Origin of the sequence: Luteimonas arsenica, from assembly GCF_004352825.1 — a bacterium.
Taxonomy (GTDB): Bacteria; Pseudomonadota; Gammaproteobacteria; order Xanthomonadales; family Xanthomonadaceae; genus Luteimonas; species Luteimonas arsenica.
This window is the reverse complement of the sequence record NZ_SJRW01000002.1, coordinates 172561-192228: the sequence shown is the minus strand read 5'-3', so window position 1 is coordinate 192228 and position 19668 is coordinate 172561. Positions and strand designations below refer to the sequence as shown.

Genomic DNA, 19668 nt, shown 5'->3' with positions numbered 1-19668 from the left:
GAACGAACAAGACACGACTGGAGAAGCACCGATGGAATTCGCACTGTTCGCCCCGTTCCTGATCGGCATCGGCATCCTGGTGGTGCTGCTGGTCGGCATCGCCGGCCTGTTCAAGGCCTTCTACAAGAAGGTCGACCAGGGCACCGCGCTGATCGTCAACGACCTCAGTTCGACCCCGAAGGTGCGCTTCACCGGTGCGCTGATCATCCCGGTGCTGTACCGCGCCGAGCTGATGAAGATCAGCCTGATCACCCTGCAGATCGACCGCCGCGGCAAGGAGGGCCTGATCTGCCGCGACAACATGCGCGCCGACATCGCCGTGGCCTTCTACCTGCGCGTCAACGAGACCCCGGCCGACGTGCTGCGCGTGGCCAAGTCGCTGGGCGCCGACCGCGCCTCGGACAAGCACGCCGTGGACGAGCTGTTCAACGCCAAGTTCTCCGAGGCGCTGAAGACGGTGGGCAAGAAGTTCGAGTTCACCGACCTGTTCGAGAAGCGCCAGGAGTTCCGCGACGAGATCATCAAGGTCATCGGCAACGACCTCAACGGCTACGTGCTGGAAGACGTCGCGATCGACTACCTGGAGCAGACGCCCAAGCAGGTGCTCGACCCGCACAACATCCTCGACGCCGAAGGCATCCGCAAGATCACCGAGCTGACCGCGTCGCAGAACGTGATCACCAACGAGCTGTCGCAGAACGAGCACCTGGCGATCACCAAGAAGAACGTCGAGACCCGCGAGGCGACGCTGGCCCTGGAACGCCAGCAGGCCGAGGCCGAGGCGCGCCAGAAGCGCGAGATCGAGACCATCCAGGCGCGCGAGGAGGCCGAGACCGCGAAGGTGCAGGAAGAGCAGCGCCAGCTCGCCGAGAACGCCCGCATCGAGGCCCAGCAGCTGATCGACATCCGCGACCAGAACCGCCTGCGCGAGGTCGAGGTGGCCGAGCAGAACCGCCAGCGCGCGGTCGCCATCGAGGCCGAGCGCGTCGCCCGCGCCAAGCAGCTCGAGCAGGTCACCACCGACCGCGAGGTCCAGCTGCAGGGCGTGGAGCGCGACAAGGTGGTCGAGCAGGGCAAGATGGACGTGGCCAACATCACCCGCGAGCGCATCGCCATCGACAAGACGGTGGCGCAGGAAGAGGAGCGCATCAAGGAGGTGCGCGAGGTGTCCGAGGCCGACCGCCTGAAGCAGATCGCGATCCTCGACGCCGAGGCCCGCGCGCAGCAGGCGCTGCTGGAGCAGGTCAAGGAGGCCGAGGCCAGCGAGACCGCCGCCAAGCACCGCGCGGTCGAGATCACCACCCTGGCCCAGGCCGAGCTGGAAGCGGCCAGCAAGCAGGCCGAGGCCAAGAAGGTGCTGGCCGAGGGCGTGCGCGCCGAGAAGGCGGCGCCCGGCCTGGCCGAGGCCCAGGTCAAGGAGGCCGGCGCGATCGCGATCGAGAAGGTCGGCGCCGCCGAGGCGCGCGTGGTCGACGTGATGGCCGACGCCAACCTCAAGCAGGGCAAGGCCGAGGCCACGATCCTGGCCGAGAAGCTGTTCGCCGAGGCCGAGGGCCTGACCAAGAAGTTCCAGGCCATCGACGCGCTGACCGACAACGCGCGCAGCCACGAGGAGTACCGCATGGCGCTCGACACCAGCCTCAAGCAGGCCCTGGCCTCGATCGAGGCCGGCAAGGAAGTGTCGAAGGAGAACGCCGAGGTCATCGCCACCGCGCTGCGCAACGCCGACATCGACATGGTCGGTGGCGACGGCGGCATGTTCGACAGCCTGGTCAAGGCGATCTCGCTGGGCAAGTCGATCGAGGGCCTGACCGACAAGAGTCCGGTGGTGCAGGAGCTGCTGCAGAAGTACCTGGGCGTGTCCGCCGGCGGCCGCGCGCTGGCCGGCAAGGCCGCCGACGCGGGCTGAGCCCACGCGCCCGCGCCCACCGTGGCGCGGGCATCGCCGAAGGAGAGGAAGGACGCAGACGATGACCGAACCCGACCAGGCCAGCGCACCCGGGCAGGCTGCCGCGGACGCGGGCGACAGCGGCGTCGACCGGGCGGTCGCGCAGGGCGGTGCCTACGAAGTCCTGCGCCGCCGCCTGGCCGAACAGGGCGCACAGCTGCGCGGCATCGTCGACGGGCTCAACGCGCGCCGGCTCGAGGAGTTCGGCGACAGCCGGATGGAGGTCGTCGGGCGCTTCCGCATCCGCACCGAGAACAACTGCGTCGGCCGCGACATCGTCCAGGTCGGCGGCGACCTGCTGCTGTTCGGCTACAACGTCTACCTCGGGCTGAAGACGCAGACCCGGATCGAGGACGTCTTCGGCCTCTACCGCCTGGTCGAAGGGCCGGACGGCTACGACGTCACCCCGGTCGACTTCAAGGGCAGCTTCCTGGCCGACCCCGGCTTCGTCCACGACTTCACCGAGCTTTACGCCTATTACAAGCACGCCCGGCTGCTGCAGCTGATCGTGCGCGACGGCAGGCTGCTGGCCGCGTTCCAGATCGGCGAGCGCAGCAGCGACGTGCGCGTGTTCCGCTGGGCGGTCTCCAGCAGCGGCGAACTCACCTGGATCGACTCCCGCGGCGAGCGCGACATCGCCCTGCCGCCGCCCTTCGACTTCGAGTGGACGCGCGCCACCCGCGACCTCGAGGAAACCGGCCGCCACCCGCACCTCAACATCCTCGACACCGTCTTCGTCGAAACCACCGGCGGCGACCTCACGGTCAAGGTCGAGAACAACACCGACACCGGCCAGGGCGTGTACAGCGAGCCGGTGGAGGACGCGACGCAGTCGCTCGACGACGCCACGATCGATTTCGCCCGCGTGGGCTCGCTGGTGCTGCTGAAGATCCTGCCCTACCGCGAGACCGAGTGGCGCGGCCTGGTCTACAACACGCTCACCGGCACCGTGCTGCGCAACGACGCCATCGTCCAGGCCTGCGTGCAGCTGCCCGAAGACCACGGCATCGTCTTCCCCGGCGGCTACTACCTGCAGAACGGCGAGCACAAGGCCTTCGACGCGCAGATGGACGGCATGCAGTACAAGCGCAGCCTCCGCTCGCCCAACGGCGAGGACGTGATGTACGTCTTCTACGACCGCGAGGCCGGGCGCTCGGCGCTGTTCGTCTACAACTCGATCCGCCGTGCGCTGCAGAACCCGGTGTTCGGCCACGGCTACGCGCTGCTGGCCGACGGGCGCATGGTGCTGTTCAACGCCGAGGGCGACGCGCCCACCCGCATCCACCCGATGCAGGTCTGGCAGACCCCGTTCACCAGCGAGGAGTTCGCGGCGCAGCGCCCGCCGGGCACCAGCTTCATGGGCCGGATCGGCAACGCGGCGCTGGTGCGCGGCATCTCCGACCTGCTGGAGCTGGCGCGCGCGATCGACGACCCGCGGGCCTCGCTGCAGCGCTACCAGCTGCTGGTCCACGACGCGCGGCGCATGTTCGACGCCCACCACTGGATCGACGACGCCCACTGCGACGGCGCCGCGGCGCTGCTGCACGCGATCAGCGCCACCGGCGAGTCCGTGCTCGACGAGTACGAGAAGGTCGAGGACATCCGCCACCAGTCCGACGCGGCGATGGCCACGGCGAGCGCGGCGCACAAGGCCCTGCTCGGCCGCCTGCGCCCGGAGAACTGGACGGCCATCGGCGAGTACGTCGACGCCCTGCGCGAGATCTCCAGCCAGCGCGGCCAGCTGCTGACCATCCGCGACTACCGCTACATCGACACCGACGCCATCGACGCCATGGGCGCCGAACTGCAGGAAGCGCACGACGCCATCGGCGTGGCCACCGGCGAGTTCCTCGGCGGCGACAAGGCGCTGCAGCCGTTCCAGCAGCGCCTGAAGGAACTCGACCAGGCCGCGCAGGACGCGGGCACCGCGCGCGCGCTGGGCGAGGCCCTGGAAGGCATGCGCGCGATGTCGGCCGAGCTCGACATGCTGTCGGAGCTGATGGCCAGCCTGAAGGTCGACGACGCCACCCGGCGCACCGCGGTGGTGGAGGCGATCTCGGCGATCTACGCGCGCCTCAACCAGGCCCGCGCGCGCGCCGACCAGAAGCGGCGGACGCTCGGCTCGGCCGAAGCGGTGGCGCAGTTCGGCGCCCAGTTCACCCTGTTCGGCCAGTCCATCGCCAGCGCCCTGGGCCTGGCCACCGACCCCGAGCGCGCCGACGAACAGCTGTCGCGGCTGATGGTGCAGCTGGAGGAGCTGGAGAGCCAGTTCGGCGAACACGAGCAGTTCCTGGGCGACATCCTCGCCAAGCGCGAGGAGCTGCTGGACACCTTCGAGGCGCACAAGCAGACCCTGCTCGACGACCGCCAGCGCCGCGCGCAGGCGGTGGCCGACGCGGCGGCGCGCATCCTCGACGGCCTGCCGCGGCGCACCGAGCGCTTCACCGGCGCCGACGAGCTCAACGCCTTCTTCGCCGGCGATCCGCTGATCCTCAAGCTGCGCGAACTGGCCGGGCGCCTGCGCGAGCTGCGCGACAGCGTCAAGGCCGACGACGTCGAGGCGCGCCTGAAAGGCGTGCGCGACCAGGCCGTGCGCAGCCTGCGCGACCGCAGCGACCTGTTCGAGGACGGCGGCAGCGTCATCCGCCTCGGCCCGCGGCACCGCTTCAGCGTCAACACCCAGCCGCTGGACCTGACCATCCTGCCGCGCGGCGATGCGCTGGCGATCCACCTCACCGGCACCGACTACTACGAAACCCTGCACGACCCCGAGCTCGAGGCCCTGCGCGACTGGTGGCAGGTCGCGCTGGAATCCGAATCGCCGGCGCTGTATCGCGGCGAGTACCTGGCCGGCCTGGTGCTGGACGCCGCGGCGCACGGCCGTGACGGCCTCGACATGGACGCGCTGGAACAGGCCGCCGCGAACCCGGAGGCGCTGGAACGACTCGTCCGCGACTTCGCCGCGCCGCGCTACCGCGAGGGCTACGAGAAGGGCATCCACGACCACGACGCCGCCCTGCTGCTGCGCGCGCTGCTGCCGCTGCACCGCGGCGCCGGCGCCCTGGTGCACGCGCCGGCCGCGCGCGCGCTGGCGCTGGTCGCCTGGCAGCAGCTGCAGGACGACGCCGAGGTCGCGGCCTGGTCGCAGCGCGCGGTCGGCGCGGACGCCGTGCAGCGCCTGTTCGCCTCGCGCGAGGCGCTGGACGCACTGCGCGCGGAGATCTCGACGCGGCTGTCGGCCTTCGTCGCCGGGGCCGCGCTCCCGGTCGACGACGCGCTCGCCGGCATCGCCGCCGACTACCTGGTCGAGGAGCTGCGCGGCGGCGACCCGACCTTCGGCTTCAGCCACTACGCCCGCGACCTGGTCGACGCCCTGCGCGCCCGGCTGCAGGGCGCCGGCATGGAGGAGTCCTTCGACCGTTCGCTGGAACGGCTCGCCGGCCGCCCCGCGGCGCAGTGGGCGCTGGCCGCGCAGTGGCTGCAGGCGATGTGCGCCGACGGCACGCAGGCGGAGCTGGCCGGCTACGTGCCCGAGGCCATCGCCCTGCTGCTCACCGGGCGCGCGCTGCGCCACCGCATCGTCGACGCGACCCTGATCGCGCGGGTCGAGGGCCTGCTCGGCGAACACCCGCGCATCCGCGAGGGCCGCATGGCCCTGTCGGTCGACGATTTCCTGCTGCGCTTCCGCCAGCACCGCGGGCACTTCATCCCCGGCTTCGAGGGCTACCAGGCGATCCGCCAGCGCATCGCCGCGCGCGAGCGCGACGCGCTGCGGCTGTCCGAGTTCAAGGCGCGGCCGCTGAGTTCGTTCGTGCGCAACAGGCTGCTCGACCAGGTCTACCTGCCGATCATCGGCGACAACCTCGCCAAGCAGATGGGCACGGTGGGCGAGGACAAGCGCAGCGACCTGATGGGCCTGCTGATGCTGATCTCGCCGCCCGGCTACGGCAAGACCACGCTGATGGAGTACGTGGCCAACCGCCTGGGCCTGGTCTTCATGAAGATCAACGGCCCGGCGCTGGGCCACGAGGTGAAGTCGCTCGACCCCGAGCAGGCGCCCGACGCCACTTCGCGCCAGGAGCTGGAGAAGCTCAACCTCGCGCTGGAGATGGGCAACAACACCATGCTGTATGTCGACGACATCCAGCACACCCATCCCGAGTTCCTGCAGAAGTTCATCTCGCTGTGCGACGGCACCCGCCGCATCGAGGGCGTGTGGAAGGGCCGCACGAAGACCTACGACATGCGCGGCAAGAAGTTCTGCGTGGTCATGGCCGGCAACCCCTACACCGAGTCCGGCGAGGTGTTCCGGATCCCGGACATGCTCGCCAACCGCGCCGACATCTACAACCTGGGCGACGTGCTTGGCGGCATGGAGGAGGCGTTCAAGCTCAGCTACATCGAGAACAGCCTGACCTCCAGCCCGGTGCTGGCGCCGCTGGCCACCCGCGACCTCGCCGACCTGCACCTGCTGGTGGAGAAGGCCGAAGGCCGTGACGTGTCGACCAACAACCTCTCGCACGCCTACAGCGGCGCCGAGGTCAACGAGATCGTCGCCACCCTGCAGCGGCTGATGCAGGTGCGCGACGTGGTCTACCGCGTCAACCAGCAGTACATCGCCAGCGCCGCGCAGGCCGACCGCTACCGCACCGAGCCGCCGTTCAAGCTGCAGGGCAGCTACCGCAACATGAACAAGCTGGCCGAGAAGGTCTCGCCGGTGATGAACGCCGCCGAGCTGCAGCAGCTCATCGCCGACCACTACATGGGCGAGTCGCAGCTGCTGACCACCGGCGCCGAGGAGAACCTGCTCAAGCTGGCCGAGCTGCGCGGCGCCATGACGGAGGCGCAGTCCGAGCGCTGGGCGCAGGTCAAGCGCGACTTCCTGCGCAACAAGGCCATGGGCGGCGAGGACGCCGACACCGGCGCACGCGTGGTCGCGCAGCTGGCCGACATCGCGTCCAACCTGCAGTCGCTGCAGGACGTGCGTGCATCGGCGCCGGTGCAGGCCGAGGTGCCGTGGGAGCAGCTTCTGTCCTCGCTGCGCGCGGACAAGCCGGTCCCCGCCGAGATTCCCCACCTCCTGCAGGCCCTGCCCGAAGCGATGCGCGGCGCCTTCGAGCCGGTGCTGCGACATCTGTCCGGCAGCCAGGAGCGCCAGGCCGAGCTCAATACCGCGCTGGTGCGGATCCTCGACCTGTTGCGCACAAGGATGGGCGAGGCCCCCGCGACCGGAACCGCACCCTCATCGCGACGCAAACGCACGCTGACCGCGCAGGAGATCGAGCTGGAGGAGCTGCTGCGCCAGCTTCGCATCCGCAACGGCGAGAAGCCGGACGAGGTCTGAGCATGCCCGGGCCGCACGCCGATCCGCCGGTCGACCTCGACGACGCCCTGGCCGTGCTGCGCTACGGCGACGACGCGCTGGACGAAGGACTGGAAGCACGCATGGCCGCCGCGCTCGACCACGCCGCGGCCACCGCGCTGGTGGCGCGCCTGGACGAACTGCGCCGCGCGCTGCAGGCCGATGATCCGCGCAGCTCGCGCCGCGGCGTGGGGCTGTTCGGGCGCCTGATGGGCCACGACGTGCAGGCCGAGTCCGAGGCCGCGGGCCTGCGCGCGCGCATGGGCACCCTGGTCGTCGCCGCCGACCGCAGCGCCGAAGCGCTGGAGGCGCGTGGCACCGTCCTGCAAGGCCTGCAGGACGAGGCCGCCGCGGCCGTGACCGGGCTCGCCGCGGTGATCGCGCGGGCGCGCGACTGGCTGGACGCCCATCCGGAGGCCGGCGCCAGCGCCGATGGCACCGCGCGGCAGGGCATCCTTCCGCCGCGCGCGGGCCTGGAGCGCCGCCTGGAACAGCTCGCCACCGTGCAGGCCACGCGCGAACTCGGCGCGCGCCAGCTGGCCCTGCTCCGTGCCCAGGACCTCGAACTGCTCGCCCGCTACCGCCGCATCCGCGACGTGCTGCTGCCGGCCTGGCGCCAGCAGGCGCTCGCGGACGCCGGCGCCGCGGGGCAGCACCGCGCCCGGGCCGCCGCCGAAGCCTGGGCGGCCATCGAATCCGAAGTCGATGCGATGGCCGCTAAACTCGACTGATCCCGACCGACGACCCATCCACGGAGAACCCGCATGAGCCAGGACCCCACGGACCACGGCGCCCTCGTCCCCGCCGCCGACGTGCTCGACGACGCCACGCTCAAGGGCCTCGGGCTGACCGCCGACGACACCGGCGCCATCGCCGAGATCGGCCGGTCGCTGCAGGACATCACCCCCGGCAACCTGCACGTCTTCGGCCGCGAGGCCGCCAGCAAGACCGCCGCGTTCTCCAGCCAGATGCTCGACCAGGTCCGCAACCGCGACCTCGACGAGGCCGGCGACAAGCTCGGCGAAGTGGTGCGCATCGCGCGCTCGCTGGATCTTGAGAGCTTCGTCGGTCGCTCCAAGGTGCCGGTGATCGGCGGCCTGATCGACCGCCTGCGCGCCTCGAAGGACGACCTGGTGCACAAGTTCAGCAGCACCAACCAGCAGATCGAGCAGCTGATGCGCGACGTGGCGCAGAAGCAGGGCACCCAGGCCCAGCGCGTGGGCGAGTTCGACCGCATGCACGACATCGTGCGCGAGGAGCGCCACGCCCTGGGGCTGCACGTCGCCGCCGGCAAGGTCCGCCTGGCCGAGCTGGCCGCGGAGCAGCAGGCGCTCGCCGGCCTGGAAGACCCGGCCTCGCGCGACCGCCGCGCAGAGGTCGAGAACGCCATCCGCCTGCTCGACAAGCGCGTCGGCGACCTGGGCGTGATGCAGCACGCCGCCGACCAGTCGCTGCCGATGATCCGCCTGATCCAGGCCAATGCGATCCAGCTGATCGAGAAGTTCAACGCGGTGCGCAACATCACCATCCCGTCGTGGAAGCGCCAGTTCGCGATCCAGCTCTCGCTCAACGAGCAGAAGAACGCGGTCGAGCTGTCCAACGCCATCGACGACGCCACCAACGAGATCATGCGCAAGAACGCCGACCTGATGCGGCAGACCTCGGTGGAAACGGCCAAGGCCAACCAGCGCGCGGTGATCGACATCGCCACCCTGCGCCACGTCCACGAGCAGCTGATCCAGACCGTCGAGGAAGTGCGCACCATCCACCGCGACGGCATGCAGGCGCGCCGCCAGGCCGAAGTCGAGCTGTCGCAGCTGCGCGAGGACGTGCAGAAGCGGCTGGCGGCGCCGGCCACGGAGGGCTGAGGCCCGGCAAAGGGAGGACGGGCGGATGCTGCCGGGCTGGATCCTGCTGCTGGTGTCGCTGGGCTATGCGGCGCTTCTGTTCGCCGTGGCCTGGTGGGGCGACCGCAATCCCGTGCACATGCGCGCCGGCGGCACCTGGCTGCGGCCGCTGGTCTACAGCCTGTCGCTGGCAGTGTACTGCTCGTCGTGGACCTTCTACGGCGCGGTCGGCTCGGCCAGCCGCAGCGGCATCGGCTATTTCGCGATCTACCTTGGCCCGCTGCTGATGCTGCTGTTCGGCTGGCGCATCCTCGAGCGCCTGGCGCTGATCGCGCAGAGCCAGAGCACGGTCTCCATCTCGGACTTCATCGCCGCCCGCTACGGCCGCGCGCAGCGGCTGGCGGCGCTGGTCAGCCTGATCGCGCTGATCGCGGTCGTGCCCTACCTGGCGTTGCAGTACAAAGCGGTGACGTTGAGCTTGCATGTGCTCGGCGGCGGCGACGAGCTGCTGGCCAGCGTCGGTGACCCGGCGCTGTACGTGGCGGTGCTGATGGCGGTGTTCGCCATCCTCTACGGCACCCGCCAGGTCGACGCCACCGAACATCGCCCCGGCATGATGCTCGCGATCGCGCTGGAGTCGATGGTCAAGCTGGTGGCGCTGGTGTTCGTGGGCGTGTTCGCGGTGTTCTGGTTCAGCGACCACGAGCTGCCGCTGGGCGAAGCCACCACCACCCTGTTCACGCAGTCGCCGCCGGTGGGCTTCATCGGCCAGACCCTGCTCGCCTTCACCGCCATCATCTGCCTGCCGCGGCAGTTCCATGTCGCGGTGGTGGAATGCATGGACGTCGCCGACATCCGCCGCGCGCGCTGGCTGTTCGGCGGCTACCTGATGCTGGTGTCGCTGGCGGTGGTGCCGATCGCGGCCGCCGGCCTGGCGATGCACGGCGGCACCCCCGACGTCTCCGCCGACACCCTGGTGCTGAGCCTGCCGATGGCCGAGGGCCGCAAGCTGCTGGCGCTGTTCGCCTACGTCGGCGGCTTCTCCGCCGCCACCGGCATGGTGATCGTGTCCAGCGTGGCGCTGGCGACCATGGTCTCCAACGACCTGGTGATGCCGCCCCTGCTCGCCCGCGGCTGGGCGCAGCGCCACGGCGGCAACGTCGCCTCCACCGTGCTGTGGATCCGCCGCGTCGCCATCTTCTGCTTCGCGGGGATGGCCTACGGCTACTACCGGGTCAGCGGCAGCGACACCACCCTGGCCTCCTACGGCCTGATGTCGTTCGCGGCGGTGGCGCAGTTCGCGCCGGCGCTGATCGGCGGCCTGTACTGGCGCGGCGCCAGCCGCCACGGCGTGGAGGCCGGCCTGCTGCTGGGCTTCGCGATGTGGATCTACACCCTGCTGCTGCCGACGCTGACCGAGGCCGGCTGGTTCGCCGACGACTGGCTGTACCAGGGCCCCTTCGGCATCGACTGGCTGCGGCCGCAGCAGCTGTTCGGCCTGACCGGCTGGGATCCGCTGACCCACGGCACCTTCTGGTCGCTGCTGGCCAACATCGGCGCGCTGTTCCTGGTGTCCGCGCGCTGGCGGCCGAGCTTCGAGGAGCGCCTGCGCAGCGCGCCCTTCCTCGATCCCTATGCCTCGGCGCAGCTCCTGCCGGGCAGCGGCGTGCCGCACAGCAGCGCGCAGTTGGGCGACCTGATGGCGCTGGCCGGGCGCATCGTCGGCGAAACCACCGCGCGTCGCGCCTTCGCCGACCACGCCGCCGCCAGCGGGCGCAGTCCCGACCCCTCGGCGCCCACCGACCGCAGCTGGGCGCAGTTCACCGAGCGCCTGCTGGCCGCCGCCATCGGCGCCTCGTCGGCGCGCCTGGTGATGACCAGCGCGCTCAAGGGCTCGGGCATGGACGTGGCCGAGGTGGTGGCGGTGCTGGACGAGGCCGGCCAGGACCTGCGCTTCGACCGCGCGATCCTGTCGGCCACGCTCGACAACCTCGACCAGGGCGTCAGCGTGGTCGACCGCGACATGCGCCTGGTGTCCTGGAACCTGCGCTACGCGGAGATGTACGAGTATCCCGAGGGCATGCTCTACGTCGGCCGCCCGGTGGCCGACCTGATCCGCTACAACGCGCTGCGCGGCGAGCTCGGCGGCGGCAACACCGACATCGAGGCCGAGGTCGCCAAGCGCATCGAGTACATGCGCATCGGCTCGCCGCACGTCTTCGAGCGCGTGCGCAGCACCGGCCAGGTGGTGGAGATGCGCGGCCAGCCGCTGCCCGGCGGCGGCTACGTCACCAGCTACAGCGACGTCACCGAGTACAAGCGCGTGGAGCGCGAGCTGCGCGAGGTCAACGAGACCCTGGAGCAGCGCGTGGCCCGGCGCACCCGCGAGGCCGAGGCCGCGCAGGCCTCGCGCACCCGCTTCCTGGCCGCGGTCAGCCACGACGTGCTGCAGCCGCTCAACGCCGCGCGCCTGTTCGCCTCGGCCCTGCGCGAGAGCGACACCGTCGCCGAACAGCGGCACCTGGCCGAGCGCGTGGACACCTCGCTGCGCGCCGCCGAGGAGCTGCTGGAAGGCCTGCTCGACGTCTCGCGCCTGGACGCGGGCGCGCTGGAGCCGCAGCTGTCGGACTTCGACGCCGCCGAACTGCTCGACGACCTCGCCGCGCAGTACGCGCCGCTGGCCGCCGCCCGCGGTATCGACCTGCGCGTGCACGCACGCAGCCTGGCGGTGCGCAGCGACCGCCGCCTGCTGCGCCGCGTGCTGCAGAACTTCCTCGCCAACGCCCTGCGCTACACCCGCGAGGGCCGCATCGTGCTGGCCGCGCGCCGGCGCGGCGGCTACGTCGAGCTGCAGGTCTGGGACACCGGCCCGGGCATCCCCGAATACCACCTGGCGCAGATCTTCGAAGAGTTCTTCCGCATCGACCAGCCCGGCAGCTGGGATGCCCAGGGCCTGGGCCTGGGGCTTTCAATCTGCCAGCGCATCTCCAACGTGCTCGGCCACCCGCTCAACGTGCGTTCGCGCGCCGGCCACGGCAGCATGTTCTCGATCCGCGTGCAGCGCTCCGAAAGCGCCGTGCTGCCGCGTGCGCCGGTGCCCGAGGCCGCCCTGCCGGACTCGCTGGAGGGCATGCGCGTGCTGTGCGTGGACAACGACGTCGACATCCTCGCCGGCATGGTGCTGCTGCTGGGTCGCTGGAAGATCGAGGTGCTGCGCGCGACCACCGTCGACGAGGCGCTGGAGAAGATGGCCGAGGCGCCGGACGTGCTGCTGGTCGACTACCACCTGCACGACCGCCTGGACGGCCTGGACACCCTGGATGCCCTGCGCGAGCAGGGCCCGCGCGTGCCCGGCGCCCTGGTGACCGCCGACGGCAGCGACCAGGTCAAGCGCGATGCGCGGGCGCGCGGCTACCGGGTGCTGACCAAGCCGATCAAGCCGGCGTCGCTGCGGGCGTTCCTGGCGGCGCAGCGCAGTGCGCACGTGGCCGGGCACACCCCCTGATCGCGGGATCGCCCCGCCGGGGCGTCCATGACCGCGCGCCCTCGCCGGTGATCAGTCGCCCTCGTCGGGCTGCGGCACCAGCTCGCCCGGCTCCAGCGCCAGCTTTCCGGCGATCAACACGGCCTGGGTGCGGTTGCTGGCGCCCAGCTTGCGCAGGATCGCGGTCATGTGCGCCTTGATGGTGGCCTCGGACACGCCCAGTTCCCAGGCGATCTGCTTGTTGAGCAGGCCTTCGCCCAGCATCTGCAGCACGCGGAACTGCTGCGGGGTGAGGTCGGCCACGCGCTGGGCGGCATCGTGCTCGTCGGCCGCGGCCGCCGGCGCGCCCTGCGCCGCGGCCGGCGCCCAGCGGTCGCCTTCCAGCACCTGGGTCAGCGCCTGGCCCAGGGTGGCCGAGTCCACCGACTTGGGGATGAAGCCCATCGCGCCGTGGTCGAGCGCGCGGCGCATCACCGCCGGTTCCTCGCGCGCGGACACCACCACCACCGGCAGCTCGGGATGCTGCGCGCGCAGGTGCACCAGGGCGCTGAAGCCCTGGGCGCCGGGCATGTTGAGGTCGAGCAGCAGCAGGTCGGCGTCGGGTTCGGACTCGACCAGGGCATACAGCCGGTCGACGTTGTCCGCTTCGCGCAGGGTGGCCCCCGGCAGCACGCGCGCGACCGCGCCCCGCAATGCTTCGCGGAACAGCGGGTGGTCATCGGCGATCAGCAGGGTGGGCACGTGGCTTCAGGCGCCTCGTCGGTTGCCCAGCAGCGCGTCGACCACGGACGGGTCGGCCAGCGTGCTGGTGTCGCCGAGCTGGTCGGGCGCATTCTCGGCGATCTTGCGCAGGATGCGGCGCATGATCTTGCCCGAACGCGTCTTCGGCAGGGCCGGCGCCCACTGCAGGAAGTCGGGCGAGGCGATCGGGCCGATCTCCTTGCGCACGTGGGTGACCAGCTCCTTCAGCAGCTCGTCGCTCTCGACCTCGCCGGCCACCAGGGTCACGTAGGCGTAGATGCCCTGGCCCTTGACGTCGTGCGGGAAGCCGACCACCGCGGCCTCGGCCACTTTCGGGTGCAGCACCAGGGCGCTTTCCACCTCGGCGGTGCCGATGCGGTGGCCGGAGACGTTGATCACGTCGTCGACGCGGCCGGTGATCCAGTAGTAGCCGTCGGCGTCGCGGCGGCAGCCGTCGCCGGTGAAGTACATGCCCGGGTAGGCGGCGAAATAGGTGTCGAAGAAGCGCTGGTCGTCGCCATAGACGGTGCGCATCTGGCCCGGCCAGGAGTCGAGGATGACGAGGTTGCCCTCGGCCTCGCCCTCGAGGATGTTGCCGGCGGCATCGACCAGGGCCGGCTGCACGCCGAAGAAGGGCAGCGTGGCCGAGCCGGGCTTGGTGGCGATGGCGCCGGGCAGCGGCGAAATCAGGATGCCGCCGGTCTCGGTCTGCCACCAGGTGTCGACGATCGGGCAGCGGCCGTCGCCGACCACGTCGTTGTACCAGCGCCAGGCCTCGGGGTTGATCGGCTCGCCGACGCTGCCCAGCAGGCGCAGCGACTTGCGCGAGGTCTTCTTCACCGGCTCGTCGCCCTCGCGCATCAGCGCGCGGATGGCGGTGGGCGCGGTGTAGAAGATCGTGACCTGGTGCTTGTCGATGACCTGCCAGAAGCGCGAGGCGTCGGGGTAGCTGGGAATGCCCTCGAACACCAGCGAGGTGGCGCCGTTGGCCAGCGGGCCGTAGACGATGTAGCTGTGGCCGGTGACCCAGCCGACGTCGGCGGTGCACCAGTAGACGTCATCGTCCTTGAGGTCGAAGACGCATTCGTGGGTGTAGGCGGCGAACAGCAGGTAGCCGCCGGTGGTGTGCAGCACGCCCTTGGGCTTGCCGGTGGAACCGGAGGTGTAGAGGATGAACAGCGGGTCTTCCGCGTTCATGCGCTCCGGCTCGCAGGTGTCGGGCTGGCCGTCGACCACGGCGTCGTACCAGCGGTCGCGCGGCATCTGCATGTCGACCGCGCCGCCGGTGTGGCGCACCACCAGCACCGTTTCGACGGTGGTGGTGCCCGGCAGCTTCAGCGCGGCGTCGACGTTGGCCTTCAGCGGCACCTTCTTGCCGCCGCGCAGGCCTTCGTCGGCGGTGATCACCAGCTTCGCGCCGCTGTCGCGCACGCGGTCGGCGATCGAATTGGCCGAGAAGCCGCCGAACACCACCGTGTGTACCGCGCCGATGCGCGCGCAGGCGAGCATGGCCACCGCCGCCTCGACGATCATCGGCAGGTAGATGGTGACGCGGTCGCCCTTGGCCACGCCCAGGCTGCGCAGGGCGTTGGCCAGGCGGCAGACGCGGGCGTGCAGCTCGCGATAGCTGACGTGCTTCGCCTCGCCGTCGGGGGCGTCGGGCTCGAAGACCAGCGCGGTCTTGTCGCCGCGTTCGGCCAGGTGGCGGTCGAGGCAGTTCACGCTGACGTTGAGCTCGCCGTCGGCGAACCAGCGGATGTGGAAGTTCTGGCGGTCGTAGCTGACGTCGCGGATGCGGGTCGGCGGCTTCATCCAGTCCAGGCGCTGGGCGATGCGGCCCCAGAAGGCGTCCGGATCGCGGATGGACTCGGCGTAGTCGCGCTCGTAGTCGGCCTTCTTGACGTTGGCCTGCGCGGCGAAGGCGTCGGGCACGGGATACAGGTCGGACATGGCGTTTCATCCTCTGGAACGTGGCCGCCCCAGTTTGCCGCATTGCAGCGCGACGCGGTTTAGACCTTGGTCTATTCACCACCCGGCGGCGGCGACGCACAATGCGGCCATGGACCCCGTGCCCGGCCTGGACCTCAGCCTGCCGCCGTTCGACCTGCTCGACGATGCGGGGCGCCGGCGCCTGCAGGCCAGCGTCGACATCGGCTTCCATCCCGGCGGCACCACCCTGATCGAGGCCGGCAAGGCCTCGCCGCACGTCTTCGTGATCCTCAAGGGTCTGGTGCACGCCTTCCAGGTGGACGACCGCGGGCGCGAGGAGCGCTTTGCCGACTACGGCCCGGGCGACGTCATCGGCGCCTGGGCGGTGATGGCCGGCCGCGCGCGCCTGAGCTACCGCAGCGACGGCGACTGCCTGAGCCACCTGATCCCGGCTGAGGTCTTCCGCCAGCTGCTGGCCGACAACCCCGCAGTGGCGGCGTACTTCCACGAAGGGCTGGCGACCAAGGGCCGGCTGTCCAGCGGCGCGGAGCGGAGCGAGTCGGCCGAACTGATGGTGATCCGGGTCGGCGAGGCCGGGCTTGCGCCGCCTGAGCGCGTCGACGCCGACACCAGCATCGCCGAGGCCAGCGCGCGCCTGCGCGAGCGCCACGTGGACTGCCTGCTGGTCTACGACCCGGCGCACGATGCGCCGGGCATCGTCACCCGCACCGACCTGCTGGAGGCGCTGACCCGGCAGCGCCTGCCGCTGGACGCGCCGATCGGGCCGCTGGCCAGCCGCCCGCTGGTCAGCATCGGCACCGGCGAAGTGCTGTTCCAGGCCCTGATCGACATGACCGAGCGCGAGATCGAGCGCGTGGTGGTCACCGAAGGCAGCCGGATCGCGGGAACCCTGGGCATGGCCGAAGTGCTGGCCCACTTCGCCAGCCATTCGCACCTGATCAGCCTGGGCCTGGCCCGCGCCCGCGACATCGACGCGATCGCCGATGCCGCCTCCGGCATGACCCGCCTGGTGCGCAGCCTGAACGTCAACGGCACGCGCATCCCCTACATGATGGAGCTGGTCAGCGCGCTCAACAGCCGCATCATGGGCCGCATCTTCGAGCTGGTCGTGCCGGCGGAGCTGCACGACCGCGTCTGCCTGCTGGTCATGGGCAGCGAAGGCCGCCGCGAGCAGCTGCTCAAGACCGACCAGGACAACGCGCTGGTGCTCGCCGACGGCCTCGACTGGCCGGGGCTCGCGGCGGCGATGGAGCGCTTCAGCGCCGCGCTGGCCAAGGTCGGCTATCCGCCCTGCCCGGGCCGCGTGATGGTCGACAACCCGCACTGGCGGATGGCCGCGTCGGAGTGGCGCGATCGCATCGGGCAGTGGAAGCGCGTGCACGGCGGGCAGGGTGCGCTCGACCTGTCGATCGCGCTCGATGCGCGGCCGGTGGCCGGCAATGCGGCGCTGTTCGCGCCCGTCAAGGACGCGCTGATGGCGCTGGGCGACGACGAGATCCTGCTCCACCACCTGGCCGCGGCCACGCTCGAATTCGCCACCCCGCTGACCTTCTTCGGACGGGTCAGGAGCGGGGGCGCCGGCACCGACATCAAGAAGGGCGGCATCTTCCCGGTGGTGCATGGTCTGCGCTGCCTGGCGCTGCGCCACGGGATCACGGCCACCAACAGCCGCGAGCGCTGCGCCGCGCTGGTGGAATGCGGCGAACTGTCGCCGGCGCTGGGGCGCGACCTGCCGCAGGCGCTCAACGTGTTCCAGCACATGCGCCTGGACGCACAGTTCGCCGCGCTCGCCGAGGGCCGCCAGGCCGACAACCACATCGACCCCTCGCGCCTGCGCCGCCTCGACCGCGAACTCATGCGCGACGCGCTGCACGTGGTCAAGGACTTCCGCGCCCACGTCCGCCAAAGCTTCCACCTGCGCGACTGATGCACGCGCTGCAACGCTGGTGGCTGGGACGGCGGGCCGGCAAGGGCGAATGGGCCGGCCTGCTGCGGCCCGCGCCGCCCGGCGAGTGGGTCAGCCTGGACCTGGAGACCACCGGCCTGGACCCGAGGCAGGACCACATCCTCAGCCTCGCCGCGGTGCCCGTGCGCGACGGGCGCGTGCTCACGTCCGCGCGCTTCGAGCGGCGCATCCGCGCCGACCGCGACTTCGGCATCGAGTCCATCCGCCACCACCGCATCACGCCTGAAGAGGCCGCCGGGGGCGTTTCAGTCACCACCGCCGTGCGCGAGTTCCTGCACTGGCTGCAGGGACGCAGGCTGCTCGGCTACCACCTCGGCTTCGACCTGGCGATGCTGTCGCCGCACGTGCGCGGCCTGACCGGCTTCGCGCTGCCCAATCCGCGCGTGGACCTGGCCGACGCCTTCGCGGCGCGTGCCCGCCGCGCCCAGCCCAACGCGCCGCCCAACCTCGACTTCCAGCACATCGCCGACAGCCTCGGCGTGCCCGTGCTCGGCCGCCACAGCGCGCTGGGCGACGCGGTCACCGTGGGCCTGTGCTGGCTGGCGCTGCAGACCCCGCACCGGCCCCACGCGGCGGGACCGGGCCGGTAGTCCGCCGCCGCTCCGCCTGCCGGCGTATTCGACCAATGGCGAATAGGCGAGCCCCGGCCACCCGGTCAGTCTCGGGGGACCGCGCGCTGCGTGGACGTCCTGTGGGAGGGAGAAATGATGACGAAACGACGCAATTCACGGAAATTGCTGGCCACCGCAGTGCTGGTCGCGCTTGCGGCACCCGGCGTGGCCTTCGCGCAGACCGCGAAGGAAGCCGAGCTGGAGGCCCGTGTCGCCCAGCTCGAAGCGCAGATCCAGACCCTGCTGCAGGCGCAGCAACAGCAGCAGGAAAGCATCACCCAGGCGCAGACCCGCCTGGACGAGGTCCAGGTCGCCCAGCCGGCGGCGAAGCCGGTCCAGTCCAAGCCGATCCTGGCCAACCCGGATGCGGTGTTCACCTACGGCGGCTTCATCAAGTTCGATGCGATGGTCACCGACACCAGCGACGGCCCGATCGCCGAGGGCTCCGCGGGACGCATGTTCTACGTGCCCAGCACGATCCCGGTGACCGCCAACGGCGCGGAGCCCGACAGCGATCCCTACACCGACTTCCACGCCGCCTTCTCGCGCTTCTGGTTCGCGGCCGACCACACCACCGAGGGCGGCGACAAGTTCCGTGCCTTCATCGAGGCAGACATGTTCGGCGGCGGCACCTCGAACCTGGGCAACGAGGTGTCCACCAACACCCACGGCATCACCCTTCGCCATGCCTACGTGAGCTGGAACAACTGGCTGGCCGGCCAGACCTGGTCCAACTTCCAGGACGTGGCGGCGCTGCCCGAGGCCGTGGACTTCGTCGGCGTCACCGAAGGCACGACCTTCGTCCGCCAGGCGCAGATCCGCTACACCAACGGCCCGTTCTCGGTCGCGCTGGAGAACCCGCACACGACCGTCAGCGACATCGCCACCGCGGCCCGCTTCAACGCCGGCGGCAGCGACTCGATGCCCGACGTGACCGCGCGCTACGTGACCTCGGGCAAGTGGGGCCACTTCAGCGCCGCCGGCCTGCTGCGCCAGCTCAAGTACGGCGACGAGAGCGAAACCGGTGCCGCGTTCAGCCTGTCGGGGCGCTTCAACATCGGCGCCAACGACGACATCCGCTGGATGGCGAACTACGGCAGCGGCATCGGCCGCTACCTCGGCTTCGGCCTGGGCACCGACACGGTGGTCGACGCCAACGGCAACCTGCACGCGCAGGACGGTGCCGGCGGCTTCGTCGCCTGGCGGCATGCGTTCAGCGACAAGCTGCGCAGCAACCTGATGTATTCGGTCGCCGAGTTCGACAACGACCGCGGGCTCGCGGGCTGGGGGCCGGGCAGTTTCGCCGCCACCGAGCGCGCGCAGTCCTTCCACGCCAACCTGATCTATTCGCCGTTCCCGAAGCTCGACATCGGCGCGGAGATCGGCTGGGCCGAGCGTGAGCTCGAGGACGACCGCAAGGGCGACCTCAAGCGCATCCAGACCACTGTCAAGTACAGCTTCTGATCGACCTGCCTGAGGGGGGCAAAGACAGACATGTCCGAGAAATCATCAAGCAACTACTGGAAGGCCAATCTCCGGATCATCTTCATCTGCATGGGGATCTGGGCGCTGGTCTCGTACGGGTTCGGCATCATCCTGCGCCCGCTGCTCGCGGGCATCCGCATCGGCGGCACCGACCTGGGTTTCTGGTTCGCCCAGCAGGGGTCGATCCTGACCTTCATCGTGCTGATCTTCTACTACACCTGGTACATGAACCGGCTCGATCGCGAGTACGACGTGCACGAAGACTAAGGGACCG

11 protein-coding genes are annotated in these 19668 nt (G+C 70.7%); 9 read left to right on the top strand and 2 right to left on the bottom strand.

The window, feature by feature from the left end; genetic code table 11:
• The first annotated feature begins 31 nt into the window (after nt 1-31).
• The 5 genes from E2170_RS08330 (at nt 32) to E2170_RS08310 (ending at nt 12662) form a co-directional block, all read left to right on the top strand.
• Nucleotides 32-1909 (top strand): flotillin family protein, encoded by a 1878-nt coding sequence (locus E2170_RS08330; protein ID WP_133000223.1) that lies wholly within the window; start codon nt 32-34, stop codon nt 1907-1909.
• Nucleotides 1910-1970: 61 nt separating this feature from the next.
• Nucleotides 1971-7292, top strand: coding sequence for a DNA repair ATPase (locus E2170_RS08325; protein WP_133000222.1), 5322 nt, complete (start codon nt 1971-1973; stop codon nt 7290-7292).
• Between the two features lie 2 nt (nt 7293-7294).
• Nucleotides 7295-8041, top strand: coding sequence for a hypothetical protein (locus E2170_RS08320; protein ID WP_133000221.1), 747 nt, complete (start codon nt 7295-7297; stop codon nt 8039-8041).
• A gap of 33 nt (nt 8042-8074) precedes the next feature.
• On the top strand, nt 8075-9178 hold the full coding sequence (locus E2170_RS08315; protein WP_133000220.1) for a toxic anion resistance protein: 1104 nt from the start codon (nt 8075-8077) through the stop codon (nt 9176-9178).
• A 25-nt stretch (nt 9179-9203) separates the two neighbouring features.
• Complete coding sequence (locus E2170_RS08310) at nt 9204-12662, top strand: hybrid sensor histidine kinase/response regulator (RefSeq protein ID WP_133000219.1); 3459 nt, start codon at nt 9204-9206, stop codon at nt 12660-12662.
• 51 nt (nt 12663-12713) lie between these two features.
• Here the strand turns inward: E2170_RS08310 and E2170_RS08305 are convergent, their stop codons facing one another.
• Together E2170_RS08305 and acs are read right to left on the bottom strand one after the other, a co-directional pair.
• Nucleotides 12714-13382, bottom strand: coding sequence for a response regulator transcription factor (locus tag E2170_RS08305; protein ID WP_133000218.1), 669 nt, complete (start codon nt 13380-13382; stop codon nt 12714-12716).
• A 6-nt stretch (nt 13383-13388) separates the two neighbouring features.
• Nucleotides 13389-15332, bottom strand: coding sequence for an acetate--CoA ligase (gene acs, locus E2170_RS08300; protein WP_133000217.1), 1944 nt, complete (start codon nt 15330-15332; stop codon nt 13389-13391).
• A 109-nt stretch (nt 15333-15441) separates the two neighbouring features.
• Here acs and E2170_RS08295 point away from each other — a divergent pair, with 109 nt between their 5' ends.
• The 4 genes from E2170_RS08295 (at nt 15442) to E2170_RS08280 (ending at nt 19661) form a co-directional block, all read left to right on the top strand.
• Nucleotides 15442-17259 (top strand): putative nucleotidyltransferase substrate binding domain-containing protein, encoded by a 1818-nt coding sequence (locus tag E2170_RS08295; RefSeq protein WP_165942204.1) that lies wholly within the window; start codon nt 15442-15444, stop codon nt 17257-17259.
• The gene (locus E2170_RS08290) at nt 17259-17888 is read left to right on the top strand and encodes an exonuclease domain-containing protein (protein WP_133000215.1); all 630 of its coding nucleotides are present in this window, start codon (nt 17259-17261) and stop codon (nt 17886-17888) included. The genes E2170_RS08295 and E2170_RS08290 overlap by 1 nt, the downstream gene beginning before the upstream one ends.
• Nucleotides 17889-18002: 114 nt before the next feature.
• The gene (locus tag E2170_RS08285) at nt 18003-19373 is read left to right on the top strand and encodes a DcaP family trimeric outer membrane transporter (protein WP_425477847.1); all 1371 of its coding nucleotides are present in this window, start codon (nt 18003-18005) and stop codon (nt 19371-19373) included.
• Nucleotides 19374-19403: 30 nt separating this feature from the next.
• Nucleotides 19404-19661: a DUF4212 domain-containing protein gene (locus E2170_RS08280; RefSeq protein WP_133000214.1), complete on the top strand. Its 258-nt coding sequence runs from the start codon at nt 19404-19406 to the stop codon at nt 19659-19661.
• Nucleotides 19662-19668: the final 7 nt, after the last annotated feature.